At 35.9% G+C, this 16,292-nt stretch carries 12 protein-coding genes and 1 pseudogene; 8 read left to right on the top strand and 5 right to left on the bottom strand.

What is annotated here, in order from left to right; translation table 11 throughout:
- Positions 1 to 9 precede the first annotated feature (9 nt).
- The 6 genes from ACYQ0N_RS10790 to ACYQ0N_RS10815 all read left to right on the top strand — a co-directional run bounded on the left by ACYQ0N_RS10790 (position 10) and on the right by ACYQ0N_RS10815 (position 9,843).
- Complete coding sequence (locus ACYQ0N_RS10790; RefSeq protein WP_177533187.1) at positions 10 to 333, top strand: WXG100 family type VII secretion target; 324 nt, start codon at positions 10 to 12, stop codon at positions 331 to 333.
- Between the two features lie 5 nt (positions 334 to 338).
- Positions 339 to 503: a hypothetical protein gene (locus ACYQ0N_RS10795; protein ID WP_177533188.1), complete on the top strand. Its 165-nt coding sequence runs from the start codon at positions 339 to 341 to the stop codon at positions 501 to 503.
- The gene (locus tag ACYQ0N_RS10800) at positions 493 to 2,370 is read left to right on the top strand and encodes a protein kinase domain-containing protein (RefSeq protein ID WP_460162677.1); all 1,878 of its coding nucleotides are present in this window, start codon (positions 493 to 495) and stop codon (positions 2,368 to 2,370) included. Before ACYQ0N_RS10795 ends, ACYQ0N_RS10800 begins: the two co-directional genes overlap by 11 nt.
- Before the next feature lie 9 nt (positions 2,371 to 2,379).
- Positions 2,380 to 2,700 carry a hypothetical protein gene (locus ACYQ0N_RS10805; protein WP_177533190.1) on the top strand — a complete coding sequence of 107 codons (321 nt, stop codon included), beginning with the start codon at positions 2,380 to 2,382 and terminating at the stop codon, positions 2,698 to 2,700.
- 138 nt (positions 2,701 to 2,838) lie between these two features.
- Complete coding sequence (locus ACYQ0N_RS10810; protein WP_460162678.1) at positions 2,839 to 8,805, top strand: Ig-like domain repeat protein; 5,967 nt, start codon at positions 2,839 to 2,841, stop codon at positions 8,803 to 8,805.
- A 900-nt stretch (positions 8,806 to 9,705) separates the two neighbouring features.
- Positions 9,706 to 9,843 carry a hypothetical protein gene (locus tag ACYQ0N_RS10815; RefSeq protein ID WP_177531628.1) on the top strand — a complete coding sequence of 46 codons (138 nt, stop codon included), beginning with the start codon at positions 9,706 to 9,708 and terminating at the stop codon, positions 9,841 to 9,843.
- A 91-nt stretch (positions 9,844 to 9,934) separates the two neighbouring features.
- Here the strand turns inward: ACYQ0N_RS10815 and ACYQ0N_RS10820 are convergent, their stop codons facing one another.
- Entirely contained in the window at positions 9,935 to 11,134 is a 1,200-nt protein-coding gene (locus ACYQ0N_RS10820; RefSeq protein WP_460162679.1) for an IS110 family RNA-guided transposase, read from the bottom strand.
- A gap of 284 nt (positions 11,135 to 11,418) precedes the next feature.
- Between ACYQ0N_RS10820 and ACYQ0N_RS10825 the strand changes: the two are divergent.
- Together ACYQ0N_RS10825 and ACYQ0N_RS10830 are read left to right on the top strand one after the other, a co-directional pair.
- Positions 11,419 to 11,613, top strand: a pseudogene (locus ACYQ0N_RS10825) (type II toxin-antitoxin system PemK/MazF family toxin); the annotation flags it as partial.
- Positions 11,604 to 11,876 (top strand): hypothetical protein, encoded by a 273-nt coding sequence (locus tag ACYQ0N_RS10830; protein ID WP_460162680.1) that lies wholly within the window; start codon positions 11,604 to 11,606, stop codon positions 11,874 to 11,876. The pseudogene ACYQ0N_RS10825 and the gene ACYQ0N_RS10830, both read left to right, overlap by 10 nt.
- Positions 11,877 to 12,430: 554 nt before the next feature.
- On the opposite strand, the gene ACYQ0N_RS10835 is transcribed toward ACYQ0N_RS10830, so the two are convergent.
- The 4 genes from ACYQ0N_RS10835 to ACYQ0N_RS10850 all read right to left on the bottom strand — a co-directional run bounded on the left by ACYQ0N_RS10835 (position 12,431) and on the right by ACYQ0N_RS10850 (position 16,288).
- On the bottom strand, positions 12,431 to 13,660 hold the full coding sequence (locus tag ACYQ0N_RS10835; RefSeq protein WP_460162681.1) for a sensor histidine kinase: 1,230 nt from the start codon (positions 13,658 to 13,660) through the stop codon (positions 12,431 to 12,433).
- A complete protein-coding gene (locus ACYQ0N_RS10840; protein ID WP_177533578.1) occupies positions 13,657 to 14,331 on the bottom strand; it encodes a response regulator transcription factor in 675 nt (224 codons plus the stop codon). Before ACYQ0N_RS10840 ends, ACYQ0N_RS10835 begins: the two co-directional genes overlap by 4 nt.
- Before the next feature lie 137 nt (positions 14,332 to 14,468).
- Positions 14,469 to 15,629: an ABC transporter permease gene (locus ACYQ0N_RS10845; protein WP_177533577.1), complete on the bottom strand. Its 1,161-nt coding sequence runs from the start codon at positions 15,627 to 15,629 to the stop codon at positions 14,469 to 14,471.
- The gene (locus ACYQ0N_RS10850; RefSeq protein WP_460162682.1) at positions 15,626 to 16,288 is read right to left on the bottom strand and encodes an ABC transporter ATP-binding protein; all 663 of its coding nucleotides are present in this window, start codon (positions 16,286 to 16,288) and stop codon (positions 15,626 to 15,628) included. The genes ACYQ0N_RS10845 and ACYQ0N_RS10850 overlap by 4 nt, the downstream gene beginning before the upstream one ends.
- Between the last annotated feature and the right edge of the window lie 4 nt (positions 16,289 to 16,292).

Genomic DNA, 16,292 nt, shown 5'->3' on the forward strand with positions numbered 1-16,292 from the left:
ATGTTGACTATGTCAGGATCAGCTTTTGTATCAGCGGATATTGAAAAGCTTGTAAGGTTTGAAAGCAGAAGCAGAAACGCAATTGACGAATTCAGTGCTATTAAGAAAAAATTCAATGACATTAATAAAACGCTGCTGGATAATTGGAAGGGTGATGGAAAAGAAGCTTATCAGCAAGTATCGGACCATATACTTGAAAACATAGGCGGAATAAAAGATATTTTGGATTCTATAAACGAATGCGTAGTTAAAGATACAAAAGACGCTTATCTGAAGCTTGACGAAGAGCTCGGCGATTTTAATAAAAATCCTAAAACTGAGGAAGGAGCATAATTCGTATGGGTAAACCGACCGTAGGCGAGATTGCTCCGCAAAAAGGAAATATAAGAATAAAAAAAGAACAGACAAAGCTTTCCGAGCTTGAAAAAAATTCTCCAGAAAGCATTTATAAATTGATTTTTACTGAACATAAAGGTAAGGAAACAGTAAACAATGAGCAATGAGATTTTCGGAACTGATTTTAAATATACCATAGACTCCTCTTACGGTATAAATAAAGACGGATTTATAGCTATAGGTACTGAAAGTATCGTATATAAAGGACTTAAAACAGCATTAAAAGGCGGACTGCAATTTTCATGCGTATTAAAGTTTAAGCCGAAGACGGTTCCTGTCAACGGAGAAATTGTAGACAGACTCGAAATTTTTAAAAATGAAGAACTGAAAATTTTTGAGGAACTTCAGGAATGCAGATCTATTGTACGTATATATGATGTTATTGAAGATTTAGGAATGTTCAGTCTTCCGTGTGACAAAATTAAAATAGGAATAATAAATAATACAGGTTATTTCTGCGTTGTTGAGGAATTCATTGACGGCTGGTCGCTCGAAGAATATTGCCGTGAAGAACGATGGAAACTGAAAAAAGTCGAGCAGCTGGAAAACGGATTAAATAAAATAGTGAATTACCATGAATTCACCGAAGAAGAAAAATACCGTATCAATCTAAGCTATTATAAGAATTATGATAACGTTCTAAAATACCAAAATGAAATTTTTCAGTTTATGATAAATCTCTGCGATATCCTTGAGTTTGTAACCGAAAAAAAACAAATTTTACATATGGATATCAAGCCGGAAAATATTATGGTAACAAAATATGGCAAGGAATTGGTTTTAATAGATTTCGGCAGATCAAAAAGAATTAACAAGTCTGAAGGATTTGCTTTGAGCAAACTATCTAAGGTTGATTACAGAGATAATGAAACTGTTGAAAAAATGTTTCAGCACGGTACGTTGGGTTATGCGGCTCCCGAATGCTATGCAAAGCCGGCCGATGGATCTGAGTTTCCTTTTGAACTCAATTTTACTCAAGGTAAATTGTCTATCGAGAGCGATATATTTTCATTTGGAGCAACCTTCTGGGAGTGTCTTAACATTTTTGAGTTAGTAACGAAAAGCCGGAAATTTTCAGAAGATGTTCATGATTTTTATAAAGATAACTTTTTAAACGATAAAGCTTATTGCAGCAGAGATTTATCCTTTACTTCAATACATTATCATAAGAAGCTTGAAGACGTTATTAAAAAATGCACGAGGAAACGCAGCATGGATTATTTGAATCAGGACAATGACAGTTTCTATCATTCATATAAGGATTTAAGAAGGGATATAGAAGAGGCGAAGAACTCATCGCCCACAATTGTCAGATCAGAAAATATAAAGGTAAGAAACGCTTTTAGTATGTTTGGAGGAATGATTGCGTTATGTATGACTTTTTTAATAATATCAGGCGTTTATCGTATAGTGGGATTTAGTGTTGCTGAACAAAAGTGGTCTAATCTTAATTCAAATTATAACGCAACTCAATTTCATAAATTAGAAATAGTTGCAGACGATCTTATCAAAACTGCCCCTAACGGAAGATTTGACGAAACATACTCTATGATTGCAGAATTTACTTATAAAAACGGAGATATTGATTATCAGGAGGCCGCTCTGCTTGTAAGTATTCTTGAAATCAAAAAAACAGACTTATTGAACGAATACATCGACGAGATAATGCAATATGCCAACTCTAAAAATTTCAAGGAAATTTCAACAGAAATTATAAAACTTGATGTTAAAAAGAAAGGCATAGGTTACGAACTGGCTGAAGCAATATACAATGTAGAGGTAGGAAAATCAGGTATATTGGACGCTTATGGCCTACTGGAAAAACTTAAGGATAACGGACGGTTTAAAAATGCTGTTGTCAAGCTAAAAAATGTACTTGACAACGATGAGTCTATTGAGCTAATAGCTAAAAATAAAAATGTAAGCAGAGCCGAAATCCAGCAATTCTTAAAAGACGTTCACACTGGGAAATGAGGATTAGATATGAAAAAAATATTACAAAAATATTTGCTGCTAAAATACATAGTATACTCGTTTGTAAAAACATTATTAATTTCATTGCTGACTATAGGCGTGCTTTTTACAGTACTTATTCTGACGGGCGCATATACTGAAATTGAAAACAGACTTGACTTGAAATATAATTCTCCTTGGATATTGGGGCCATTAGTTATAGCGGCAGTATTAGCGGCGGCATCGTTTATCTTTGGACTTATTATGTACCTTTATAAATATAAAAGAAACATATCAAAAGGCGAATTTTATAAGGCGCTGTCCGGCGTAATGGATGAAAAGGAAAATTGAAGATAATTTAAAAGCTATCTGTACGGAGGTTTTAAATAATAAGCATTGATTTAATGGTGATTATAATTAACTGCATAAAAACATTCGGCTTTTTTTCAGCTGAAACATATTGAATATAAACAGAACGGAGTGTTTAAAATGAAAAAAAGAATTATGGCTGTATTTATGATAATTTTATTTACTGTAAATAGTTTTCCCCTTTCAATATTAACTGCTATAGCCGAGGAAATTAACTTAATCGAAGTATCTCTAGACGACGATTTTACAGAAAAAATAAAAGTTATAAATAAGCAGTACGACGGTACTGTAACAGCCGAAGTCGATTTTTCTGACGTAGAAATTAATAATAAGAATCCGGAAGACGAGGTTTACTTTGCCGCTTCAGCTGAATTTGCTAACAAGAACGCTTCTGAAGGTCCTATTAAAGTAACTATTAATAATATTCGGTTGGAAGGCGCGGATAAAAGTAAATATAAAATTATAAATAATATAAACAGCATTGAAAAATATGCATATATAACGCCTAAAATAATAACAGTTACGCCTGAAGCGAATTCTATATTCAACGGGCAAAATATACCCGAGATCGAATATAGTATTGATCAAACAAACATAATTGCAGAGGATTCTGTAAAATTTACTGTAAAAGTTGATTTACAGAACGGTTTAGCCGGAATCGGAAAATATAACTATACTTGTGATTCGGATAATAAGAATTATATAGCTTCAATTGCAGACAATATCAAATTCGAAATCAAGGAATATGATCCTGAAATTACGGCTATTCCTGATAATGAAAGCAATATATACTATACTAATAAAGCGGTTCTTCATTCACCGGAAGGTTTTTTAATAAGCAGCGACGGTATCAGTTTCAGTGATTCTATTGACGTGGACTTATATGCAACACATAATAATGTTCCTAATGAAATTACATATTACCTAAAAAATATTGACGCATCTTCTCCGGCTATAAATGCTGTAAGCAAAGAAATGAAATACGAGTATTATTGTAGCTGCGATATACCTGAAATTATAAGATCGCAAATAAAGCCGTTAAGTTCAGAGGACAATTTAAATCCGTTTTCATTTGGATGGGTAAGCAGCGGCAGTGTGGCTGTAGAAATTACGGCAAATGGTACGGAAATTGATCAGAGAACATCTATATCTCTGAATAATAATGGATTTGAAGAAGAAAAAGAAGCGGAAGGCACGCTTGGCGAAGACGGAATATGGTATTATTCTGCTGAATTCATAATAAATTTGACCGATAAAGAAGCCGATGATTGCTATTTAACCGCACATTCACTTAATGAATCCGGTTTGGAAAATGAGAAACAGCTTATACTGACAGATGAGTACAGTAATACTGCTCAATATAATCAAAATCGTATTATTTTTGATAAGATAAAACCGTCAGTTGATGAAAACATGAGTATTTACTATAACAATAACGAACGTTATGTAGAAGTTAAAGGAGAAATATATGACGCCGATTCCGGTATAAATAAAATTGAGTATCAATGGAACGATGACAAGGAAGATGGATATACTATTTACGAATTTGACATCAAAGGCAACGAAAATCCAGTAAGAAATGTTAATTTTAATATAAACACAGCTTATGGCAATTTTAATGATGACTATGTTGATTTATATAGCCTGTATTTAAAAATTACCGATAACGCCGGAAATATATCAATCGTTACTATAAAAAACAGTGAGAATGGACGCGATACAGAGCCTCCCATTATAAACGACATTTATTTCCGTAAAAGCGTAGGAAGTCAGGACGATACGGATTTATCTGAATTTATGAATATAACCGAAAACGGAAATTTTGCTAAAGAAGAAATTGAACTTGTTGTTGACGCTGAGGACGTATCTGAAACAAAGTATAAATCCGGAATTGAATCTGTTAAGTTATACGACGGTTATAGCTGTAAAAATTATGAGCAGTATGAAATGAATGGTCAATACATATTTGAACTTCCTTTGAATACAAAGATAGAAAATATGGTTATAAAGCTTACAGACAAAAACGGTATGGAATCTTGTATAAATGTAAACGATAAAATGGGGTTAGATTCAAATCTGCTTATCATTGAAAACGACGCGCCTAATGTAGACTTTATCGTTAAGAACACATTGAATAATGAAGTGAAGGTTTCAGATTTTAACGATTTGCAATTAAATTCCGATGGGAACATTTGGTATAATGAAAATGACAGCGAAATATCATGCGAAAAATACAACGGTAATTTTATTATTTCTGTAAATGATTTTTACAGCGGAATTTGCAAGGTTGTAATTTCGGAGTCTGGTAAGAATCTAGTTGATAATACATTTGATAATTTAGAAGAAATAAAAACCGAATACAATTTTTCAGTAAAATCGTCAGAGCTGGATAATGGAGAACATCACTATATAATTGAAGTTACGGATAATGCGGGTAATGAAAAAATTTATGAACAATTTATATACGTTGATAAAGAAAAACCTAATGGAAATATTTCAATTGAAGGTCCTGATGGTAAAGTAATTAATGGAGAGCTTTGGTTTGATAAAAATGATATAATTACAGTTCGTGTAAACGCTGATCAAGATCTTTCCGGTCTTGATGAAGTTATAATTTACATAAATAATAAGGAATTCATCTTTAAAGGCGATCAGATTATAAAAGACAAAAACGGTTATTATGTTAAAGTAAACACAAATGATCTGATTTATAACGACGAACATAAATATCAGATATCGGGTTCATTAATTGACGTTGCTCAAAATACGTTTAATTTAAAGCCTCTTACCGTTTACATCGACTGTTACCAACCATCGATTGACAGATTTACAGTTGAGAAAAAAAACAATGTAATTGAAAAAGTATTAAACGTTCTTCCTTTTGGCGTATTTTCAAACGATACTCTAATTTTTAAGGCTTATGTTTCCGATCCGGAGTTTGACAGCGGAATAGATTTTGTAACTGTTGAGTACGACGGTTTGAATAAGCCGATAATTATGCACAACGAGGGCAACGGTATTTATTCTATTGAAATTCCGGCTGGAACAGAAGTTTTTCAGAGCGATATTATAGTTACCGCTTATGATAGATATGGAAAAACAAGTCCTAATTGTCCTAACCTTGAAAATACAGAACAGGGAAAAGGCGTTTCAAATAACGTTTTCGCAATGATAGAAACAAACAAACCTTATGTAAATATAAGTAAACCTAAAGGCGACGGTATTAAAAGAACAGACGGTCAGGTATGGTACAATACTAATAAAACAATTGCTGCATATGTCCAGGATGAGGATTCGGGTATACGCAACGTAAATATAAATGTTAACGGAATTGATATAACAGAAGATAAAAACAATTTTATTATTCCTAAAATATCCGATACTATGTCGGCTGGAAATAGAGATAATTCTAAATATGTTTATACCTTTGATACAGACTATTTAACCTCTATAGCCGGAGAATCTGAAGATGGTAAATACACTATATATATTGAAGTTACAGATAATGCAGGAAACGTAAATTCACAGGCTCATACCTATTATATCGATAAAAGCAACCCTGTTATCGAGAAGTTTGAATTTGTTCCTCATGCGTCGGACAGCATTAGTCAAACCAACGAATATATAGAATATCTGGAATATGGTTTTTATTTTAAAAAAGATTTTATAGCAAATATATATATTTCAGATGTTTTGCCTTCTTCCGGACTTAATAAAATTGAATATCGCTTAGTATCGTATGAGAATGGAAAAATAAAAAATGAAGATATCGGATATAAGATAATTTCGGACGGCGTGGCAGCTTTGGAAATTCCGGCTGGATTTAAAGGGCAGATATTCGTCAGGGCTTATGATAAAGTCGGAAATTATTCTGACGAGGAAACGCCTAAGGCTTTTGTTTCAGATAACGTCCCGCCGGAAATAAATATAGTAGGTATGGACAAAACCAGCCGTCGAGATGCGATGAGTCATATGCTCTATACGTCTGATGTTACTTTTACAGTTACCGTATCAGACGAAAAGTCAGGTATAAAGGAAATCGGATACTCGCAAAGTTCTGAAAAAAATAGTTTTGACAGAGTATCAGTTATTATAGGCGATAATAGATATTCTGTTGGCGATGATATAGGAGAAGGCTGGATAGTTTCAAAGGTAGATGAAAATCTTGTTACCGAGGTTACTAAGACATTCACATTCAGCAGTGATGATAATGATATAATACTGTCATTTGATTCAATTGATAATTCGGGTAATGTAAATGCGGGCGTTCAATGTGATATGTTTACTATAGATAAAACGGCTCCTATTATAAATGCCGAAATCAGCAGCGGAATTAATAATACAAATTATTATAATTCTGAAAAAAAGGCTTTTATCACTATAACTGTTATAGAAAGAAATTTTGACGAAAATCTAATAAAGACAGTTATAGAAAATACATATAACGGCAGAATACCCAATCTTTATTTTGAAAGTTTGTCTTTGACAGAGCATAAGGCGGTTATAGCGTTTTCAGAGGGCGACTATACGTTTGATATCAGAGGAACTGATTTGGGCGGTAATTCGGCAGAAATAAATATGGATTATGAGAAAATCAGGAGATTTTTTGTTGATGAAACGCCCCCGGCTATTGAAGAAAATTTCAGCGAGTTTATAAATGAAGATACCGGAAATTATTTGAATACGAAAAGAACCGCTGTAATAAAGATTATAGAACATAATTTTGATCCTAATTTAATGGGGCTTAAAATTACAAGAAAAGAGGCCGGCAGCATACACAATGAAAACGGTTTTGAAGATGTTACTTATTCGATGGTTAGTATGGCGGATTGGATCAGCGAAGATGATAAACATACTTTATCAATTACGTTTGATGTCGATGCAGTATATATGATTGAAATATTCCCTTCAGACCCTTCAGGAAATCGTTCAGAATTCAGAATATCGGAGATATTTGAAATTGACACGACCATACCAGTTGTCGCTTTTAAAAACGGAAACAGTGTTACAAAAGATAATGATATCGAATTTTTGGATGTATATACCTACGAAAGAAAGGATGAATCGACTCCGACAGTTGAGTTTACAGATTTGAATTTCGATCATATAAAATATATTATTACGGAATATACTCCGGAATATATAAACGGAAAAGAATTAGCAGATGTAAGGCCAGTTAACGTTTATATGGATGAAGATAAGAATAAGTCAGGAACTATCGGCAAAAGCTTATTCACACTACCTGATTTTAATAAGGACGGAGTTTATTCGGTAGAATTAACGGCTGTAGATAAGGCAGGAAACGAAAGCGTATTAAATTCAAATACATATATGAGAATTGTAAATAATGATGTTCTGGCTTACATTCCAAACAGTAATTTAACTGCAAAAACAGGATGGTATTCATTCCAATATGAAAACGGTGATCCTATTAGTATGAAACCCGATAATTTCAGCGATATAGAAATTATTGTTATTGCTAAAAGCAATACAAATACGGATATTGTTTTGAGAGATTATAATGGCGAAGAAAAAAATACCAATCTACAGGCTGAAACGGAAGATCAGTTATATGGTATAAGCGTAAACAGGTATACGTTAAAATCAGATTATTTCAAAGATAATTTTCAGAACGACACAGATATAGAACTGTATTTATCAGTAAAAAATGAAGGTCGAAGAATAGATTTAGGCAAAATGCATATTGATAATATCGCGCCTTCCTGTGAATTACCGGATGAATTTGAATCATGGCATTGGTATTTTGGTGAAGATCAGCGTACAATTTCCGTATTGAATATAAATGAACTGCTTGACGAAACAAAATGCAAGGTATATGATAATGGCATGGAAATTGACTTTAATTATTCAAGTCAAGATAAAAGTCTTACGTTTACACTTGAAAAGGGTTGGCATAATGTAGGAATTAAGCTGGAGGACGTCGCAGGAAATATAAATAATATTCAGGAAATAAGCAATGTTTATGTTGGATACTTTTGGCTGTGGATTATTGGCTTGTCATCATGTGTAATAATTGGAGCATCTGTTTTTATTTTTTACTTGGTAAGAAAAAAACGCAATAACTAGTTAAACTAATGAAAGTGATTACTTTAAAAGCTGTAAATTGAAAATATAAATACCTAACATGGCATTTTCCTTTATTTTTTTGACACACCCCCCTTGTCACCATGAAACGGGAAAGCTAATAAGAAAAAGGAATATATATAAATACAAAGAGAAGTGTATAGTAATTTAAAACGGAACGTGTAAAAGCGTTCCGCTTTTTTTGTCTGTGAATTTATTAATTGTTTTACTCTGCTTAATAACAATAAATAAGAGTTAATATCCAAACTGCGCGGAAACGTATTTCTAAAAGGCTATATTAATGTCAGATGAATTATTTATACCATTTAAGCACATATTTCGGCATTAATATAAAAATATAGACAACTTAGTGGTATAATTAAATATTAGCAAAAGCAACCAATAAAACCAAAGAGTAAACAAGCTTTTAAGGCGTGTTTAGCTCAAACTCTGTTGTGCTTTAAAGGCAGAACGGAGTTTTTTTATGCTCATTTTTAAGTGGCAGTGCTTTGTCGCCAGATATCCTTATACTTTCGTTTTTAAAATAGGGGTCTTAAAACGCCCCTCCCACTCCCTTATAAGTAGAGGTGGAAAAAAGCCTCCTGGATGATAATGAACTTCTATTTAGCAAAATATGCCAGCGGCATATTTCGGGCCCCCTTGACCGGAGAATCAGGCAATGAGGGCGGCTCTATGAGAACCACAGAGGGATGAGATTTCCATGAGATCGATAAGCTGTCGATCGTTTCCGGTATTGGATAAATTTCGTGATAAATCGTCTGATGCAACGAATCAGACGAAGGCAAAACGATAAAAGCTTGTCCGCGCCATAATCATGTTTATTCCATAAAGGAAATCGGATATAAACGACAGAAAGAGCTGATTAAATGAATAATGTTTCTAATGAATAATGTTTCTAAGGATAAAAGACGCAGGGAGGAATACGGCTGGCAGCCTGTGGCCGGCGACGGATCAGGTATTTCGCTGAACGTTCCCTGCGTCAGATTACCGGATAATCATAAATGCAAGGGCTGCGTATAGTACAGCAGGGATACCGACGTTCTGTACTGTCCGTTTGCCAAATGCATAAGGAAAGACCAGCTATAAAAAGTCAATACCCAAAATGAAAAAATCAAGATAAATTTTTAGGATTTTTCGTAGGGGTTGGCAAATAAGGTCTGTTCTCTTTGAGAATAACAAAAATAATATTACAAAGCTTGCGAGCAACACCTCCGACAGCAGTGAGATGGTGCTTGCCTCTGGCTCTGAGAGATTGATAATATTCAGATAAAACGGGGTCGCAGAAAGCGGCACGCTGTGCGGCAAGCCAGATAGCTCTGCGCAGATAAGGTGAACCACGCTTGGAGATTTTGTTTTTAGTTCCTGAAAACTCTCCCGATTGTTTAACGGTAACGTCAAGTCCTGCAAAGGCAACAAGCTGATTAGGACGTTCAAAGCGGTTGATATCGCCGATCTCACTGACGATGATTGCACCAAGAACATCACCGATACCGGTGATAGTGGTTATGTATTGATTGGTTTCGTGAAGAAGATTTGAAATCTGTTCTTCAAGCTCAGAAAGCTGATTTTCAAGGAAAACAACCTGCTGCATAAGCTGCTTGATCTGAAAAGAAAAAGCGTCTTTTGCAAAGGCGATACCAAAGGTGTTTTTAGCAGCAGCTTTGAGTTCTTCAGCCTTCTCTTTGCCAAATTTACCGTGACTTGCTTTGTTCAAAATGTTGGTAAGCTTTCTTGTGGAAATTGCAAGCATATCTTCAGGTGTTGGGCAGTTCAGAAGCAACTCGGTTGATGAGCTTCCGAATGTATCTGAAAACAGCTTGTCATACTCGGGGAATACTTGGTCAAGCAATGCAATTACACGTCTTTTGCAGTCGCCGCAGGCGTCCACAAGTGCAAGACGATAGCGTGAAAGCTGTCTTAATGCAATGATATTTTCCTCAGAAAGCGAGGTTGCGGAATATTCTCCGAAACGCATAATCTGAGCGATGATATATGAATCCTTAGAGTCGTTCTTGGTCTGACGAATATACATTTTTCTGAAAGCTTCGGACTGAATAGGGTTGATAACCTTGACAGTATATCCAAGCTCAAGGAAAAAAGCATATACGGAAAGCCAGTAGTGACCAGTTGCTTCCATTCCGATGATAACATCGTCAGGAGCAATTTCAAATTTTTCAAAAACAGCAAGGATTTTTCCACAGCCTTGCTTGTCGTTGGAGAAGGGGATGCTGTCAAGCAGAGTTTTGCCGTTTATGTCGATGACGGAAGCCTCGTGCTTGTATTTAGCGATGTCAATTCCGCAATAAAACATTGTGATACACCTCGTAAAATTTTGTTACAGCAAAGGTTATCCTCTGTATTTTACGGAAATACAACCTCGTTAGATATTCAGCACTTAAATGCTATCCAGCTCATTCGCATCTGTCCGTAAAGCAGAGGCGCTACTCTTTCAAAGGAAGCCTTGCTTCAAGGAAGCGAACAGCGCCCTCTGACTGTACAGATTTATTATCTCACATTTCTGTGTGATAAACAAGAGGTTTCATAGGGGTTCTCTTTAAATTACCCTTAAATTTATTATACGAGGAAGCGATAAAAATGCTGATTAAGCGGGGAGATATATTTTATGCGGATCTGAGTCCGATAATAGGTTCAGAGCAGGACGGAATACGTCCCGTTCTGGTTATACAGAACGATACCGGAAACAAATACAGTCCTACCGTTATAACGGTACCCATATCCTCCAAAAAGAAAAACAGCCTTCCGGTGAATTTGCAGGCGGCGTGTACGGAACTGTAAATGCAGAAACTGCTGAGTTTACTGAGATAATTCCGGAGGAAGAAATAATTCAGTCAAACGCCGAGCTTCTCTCGGATATCTATTCAGACGAAAGTATGTCTTCAGATTTGCTCACAGAAATAAGCGACACCGTTTTGATTGATTCTTCAAGCGCTGTTTCTGCGGCAAAGGAAACAGAGGAAACCGCAGATCAGACAGATATACAGGTAATTATACTGACGGAGAATATGTCTGCGTTCGGTAGAAGCAAAAGCTGAAACATCAAGTATAAATGTAATAACTAAGGATGATGATGAAGTAACAGAGATAGTCGAGGAATATTTAAAAGAAAAGTATAAAAAAGAATTTGAAATAGCGTTAACCGATAGACCAAGCAGCATTTATAATAGTTATTATTTGACTGCATACGATGAAAATTATGATTCAATGAATATAACAATTACGTTTGCAGATGAAGAAAATTATACAATATCAGACGATGTTTTACGAAAGTACCAAAGATACCCAATAACAGCTTGACAGAAGAAATAAAGGAAATTGTAAGCTTGTGTGAACAACTTGCACCGAAATACGGAGAAAAGGCATCATGGTTTTTACCTCCGGAATCGGATGAAGAAATTACTAAATGAGAAAACGAAAACAACATATCCATTCCAGAAACATATAAAGAATGGTTGGCGTTTTCATCTGAAGTAAATATATTAAACACCATTGCTCATTTTTATCCACCCTGCAAGTTTAGAATTAATTCTAAACTTATATCTGATGATCTGGACAAAATCTTTGTTCCTCAAAATCTAATGGAGATGTATTATAATTTTATTCTAAAACAAATCGTATTGTCATCTTTTCTTATTGCCCGAATATCTCCGTGATGCCGATGAACAATAGACTGAGCTATTGATAAACCTATTCCAAATCCCGATCCGGAGGTCCTTGCTTTATCCGAGCGGTAAAAGCGATCAAACAGTTTATCCAAATCTGTTTTATTTACATTATCAAACGTATTGCTGACGGTAATTACAAGGTGTTTTTTATAATGAAGTTCAAGTCTGATCTCACCGGATTCATCGCAATACTTTATTGCATTATCAAGTAGAATTGACACAAGTTGACGTACCTCGGATTCGCATCCGTAATATAGCACATTATCAATAATTTCAGATGATATTTTTTTGCCTTTCAAATTTGCCAACTCAGAAAATTCAGAATATACATCATTTACCGCCTCGCTCAGATTAAAGCTTTCAAAGCCTTCATTTTGCTTTTCTTCGTCCATTCGTGAAAGGGTGACAAGTTTATTTACAAGCGCGCTCATTTGCTGTCCCTCATAGCGGATATCGTCAAGCCATTCGTTCTTCCCAAGCTCTGATTCGGCAATATCTACGTTTGTAAGTATCAGCGTAAGCGGCGTTTTCAATTCGTGATTAGCGTCTGTGACAAACTGTTTCTGCTTTTCATAGCTTTCAGCAGCAGGTCTGACAGCGAATTTTGACAGAATGATAATCAGCACAACTACCGCTAATCCGCTGATCGCAAATGTGCCTGCCGTTGACAACATATAGGAAATATTCATAGAACGAAACATACTGCCGTTTATAAAGACAACGGTGGGATTTCCGTTAGTTTCGTAAATTTTATAACGGTAATCATTATACCAGCCTCGTTCTTTGTTTTTTTCAACAACTATATCTGCCCATTGTTTGGCATTTTCTTCTGAAACACTGGAAATAAACGTTGTATCTACCTTGCTGATCCGTTCCGATTTATCATAATAAACGATAAAATATCTGATTGAAAACGGAGTTTCCTGATCAATAAAATCGGGCATAGGCCGGCTATGCTCAATATTATTGAATTCCGGTGTGGGCTGTTCGGGAAACGCTCCGCCGTTCTCCGAAATAATATCGCACATCATATCTATCATGTTATTCTGTTTTATGCGATTACTTGCGAAAATAACTCCAATCATAATAAGCAATACAGTTAAAAAAGATGCGGTGCATATCAGTATAAACTTACGTCTTAAACTGTATATCATGTCTGAACCTCCAGAATATATCCAGCGCCGCGGATAAATCTGATTTCAACAGGAGCTTTTATACTGTTTATCTTTTTTCTAAGATTGGAAATGTGCGTCCACACAACGCTTATATCGCAATTCGTATCCCATCCCCATATATGGGATATGATACTTTCTGTCGAAATGATGTAATTTGGACGCTGTATAAGCATTTCCATGATCTGGAGCTCTTTTCCGCTTAGTATAACATTTAGTGCATTGCACGAAAGCTCATATGTTGAACAATTCAGATTCAAACCGTTAAACTTAATTATATTTGGAACGTAGTTATTCTTTCTTCTCAGCATAGCCCGTACCCTTGCAAGCAGCTCCGAGGTTGAAAACGGCTTTGAGAGATAATCGTCCGCGCCTGCATCAAGTCCTTCAACACGCTGATATACTTCTGTCTTTGCAGTCAGAAACATTGCAGGCGTATCGATATTCTGTTTTCTGAGAAGCTTCAGAACCTCAACACCGTCAAGTCCAGGCATCATAACGTCAAGTACAAGACCGTCATAATTATTGGTGAGTGCATAATCGAGAGCGTCGTTTCCGTTTGATACGCCGTCAACGATAAACTGATTTTTTTTAAAAATATGCAATAGTGATTTCAGCAGTCTTGCATCGTCCTCTGCAATTAAAATTCTCATAGGGCAGCCTCCTTTATATTTATAATATCATATTATCCTGAAGATAAGCTAAAGAAAAAAGCATAATTTTATGAAAATTCAAGACAACGCCGCACTTATTAATAGTGTAACGTTGCCTTGAATTGTTTTAGATATTATTAAGACGTATGAAGCGCGTCAATCGGCTGTAATTTTGAAGCCTTTGCAGCGGGATAGCTGCCAAATCCAACGCCTATTACAGCGCAGAACGCAATAGCCGCAAAAGCAATAGCGCGGTTTATGTCCGCAGCGCTGTCGGTAAGGAAATTATATCCGCTGACAATCAATACGGATAGTCCAAGACCGATAAGACCGCCTAATACGGAAAGTATGCATGCCTCGCATAGGAACTGAGTAAGGATATGCCTGCGTTTAGCTCCTATTGCTTTACGAATGCCGATTTCCCGTGTACGTTCTGTTACGGAAACAAGCATAATGTTCATGATACCGATACCGCCGACTACAAGAGATATTGCCGCTATGCCGCCGAGAAGCAGACTCATTGTACTGTTCACATCATCCATAGCGTCTAAAACTTCCGATTGATTGTTTACTGAATATGCGTCTTCATCTTTTGTCAGACTATACAGATAGCTTTCAATATAGTTTACAGCCCTTTCAACAGTATCGGCGCCGGAAGATTTCACATAAAAGCTTGAAATTGTATTACTGCCCGTTATTTTTCCGGCGGTAGTAATCGGAATAAGAATACTGGAATTATCCGAACCGACAAGACTGCTTCCCTGTTCTTCAAGCACTCCGACTACTTTGTATAATTTGTCGTTTATTGTAATAGTACCTCCCGCCGCGTCCCATGTACCGAATAAATCTGCCGCTACATCCGTACCGATAACGGCAACGTTTGTGTTCCACTCAATATCCGATTGCTTAATTAATCTGCCTCTTTGAATAACGGCCTCTTGAACATCAAAGTAACTTTCCGTCACACCTATAACAGAATATGAGCCGGATTCAGAATTTTTCTTTGCGGTTTGATTACTTGAAATTACAGGCGCCACAGTATCAATCAATCGGTTTTCCGAAAGATCTTCCAGCTCCTCTAATGCAAGGCTTATTTCTTTATCAATAATCTGTGCTGTAATTTTATCGGAGCCCATATCTGAAATACTGTTCGTAATACCGCTTGCCGCTCCCTGTGTAATGGAAACCAGTATAACTACAGCCATCACGCCTATAATAATTCCGAGCATTGTAAGCAAAGAGCGCAGTTTATTGTTGTATATCGATTTGAGAGAAAGCTTAATGATTTTCCACGTCATAATTTTCGCCTCGCTTCATCAGTCAGCATTCCGTCATGAACATACACTTTTCTTGCCGCCTGGTTTGCAACATTAATGTCATGAGTAATCAGCACGATTGTATTTCCCTGTTTCCACAAGCTCTGTATGATATCCATTATCTCTTTGCTTGATTCAGAATCCAGATTTCCGGTAGGCTCATCTGCAAGAATAATAGACGGCCGATTGGCAAGTACCCGTGCTATAGCCACCCTCTGCTGCTGTCCTCCTGAAAGCTGCGACGGTTTATGATATATTCTGTCAGAAAGTCCTACTTGTGCCAGTGTTTTCAGTACGCGTTCCTTCCGTTCTGCTTTTGGTATTTTATGATATAAAAGCGGCATTTCAACATTTTCGTATGCAGTCAAATCTGAAAGCAGATTAAACTGCTGAAATATAAATCCGATTTTTGTGCCTCTGATTTCACTGAGTTCATTTTCAGTACAGTCATCCACATAATCGCCGCTGTCCGGAATATCAAGACAGCCAATAATATTCATAAGAGTGGATTTTCCGCTGCCGGACGGTCCAAGTATAGATACAAATTCATGAGGCTTAACGTGAAGATTTATATTTTTGAGTACCGGAACCTCAACTTCTCCCAAATCGTAAGATTTACAGATATTTTTCAAACGAATCATTCGC

It is taken from the genome of Ruminococcus sporogenes (assembly GCF_054655175.1).

What these genes read in the sequence shown, in the direction of transcription:
- ACYQ0N_RS10795 (WP_177533188.1), top strand. Translation starts at nt 339, where the DNA reads ATGGGTAAACCGACCGTAGGCGAGATTGCTCCGCAAAAAGGAAATATA.
- ACYQ0N_RS10805 (WP_177533190.1), top strand. Translation starts at nt 2,380, where the DNA reads ATGAAAAAAATATTACAAAAATATTTGCTGCTAAAATACATAGTATAC.
- ACYQ0N_RS10845 (WP_177533577.1), bottom strand. Translation starts at nt 15,629, where the DNA reads ATGACGTGGAAAATCATTAAGCTTTCTCTCAAATCGATATACAACAAT.
- ACYQ0N_RS10840 (WP_177533578.1), bottom strand. Translation starts at nt 14,331, where the DNA reads ATGAGAATTTTAATTGCAGAGGACGATGCAAGACTGCTGAAATCACTA.
- ACYQ0N_RS10815 (WP_177531628.1), top strand. Translation starts at nt 9,706, where the DNA reads ATGAATAATGTTTCTAAGGATAAAAGACGCAGGGAGGAATACGGCTGG.
- ACYQ0N_RS10800 (WP_460162677.1), top strand. Translation starts at nt 493, where the DNA reads ATGAGCAATGAGATTTTCGGAACTGATTTTAAATATACCATAGACTCC.
- ACYQ0N_RS10835 (WP_460162681.1), bottom strand. Translation starts at nt 13,660, where the DNA reads ATGATATACAGTTTAAGACGTAAGTTTATACTGATATGCACCGCATCT.
- ACYQ0N_RS10810 (WP_460162678.1), top strand. Translation starts at nt 2,839, where the DNA reads ATGAAAAAAAGAATTATGGCTGTATTTATGATAATTTTATTTACTGTA.
- ACYQ0N_RS10850 (WP_460162682.1), bottom strand. Translation starts at nt 16,288, where the DNA reads ATGATTCGTTTGAAAAATATCTGTAAATCTTACGATTTGGGAGAAGTT.
- ACYQ0N_RS10820 (WP_460162679.1), bottom strand. Translation starts at nt 11,134, where the DNA reads ATGTTTTATTGCGGAATTGACATCGCTAAATACAAGCACGAGGCTTCC.
- ACYQ0N_RS10790 (WP_177533187.1), top strand. Translation starts at nt 10, where the DNA reads ATGTCAGGATCAGCTTTTGTATCAGCGGATATTGAAAAGCTTGTAAGG.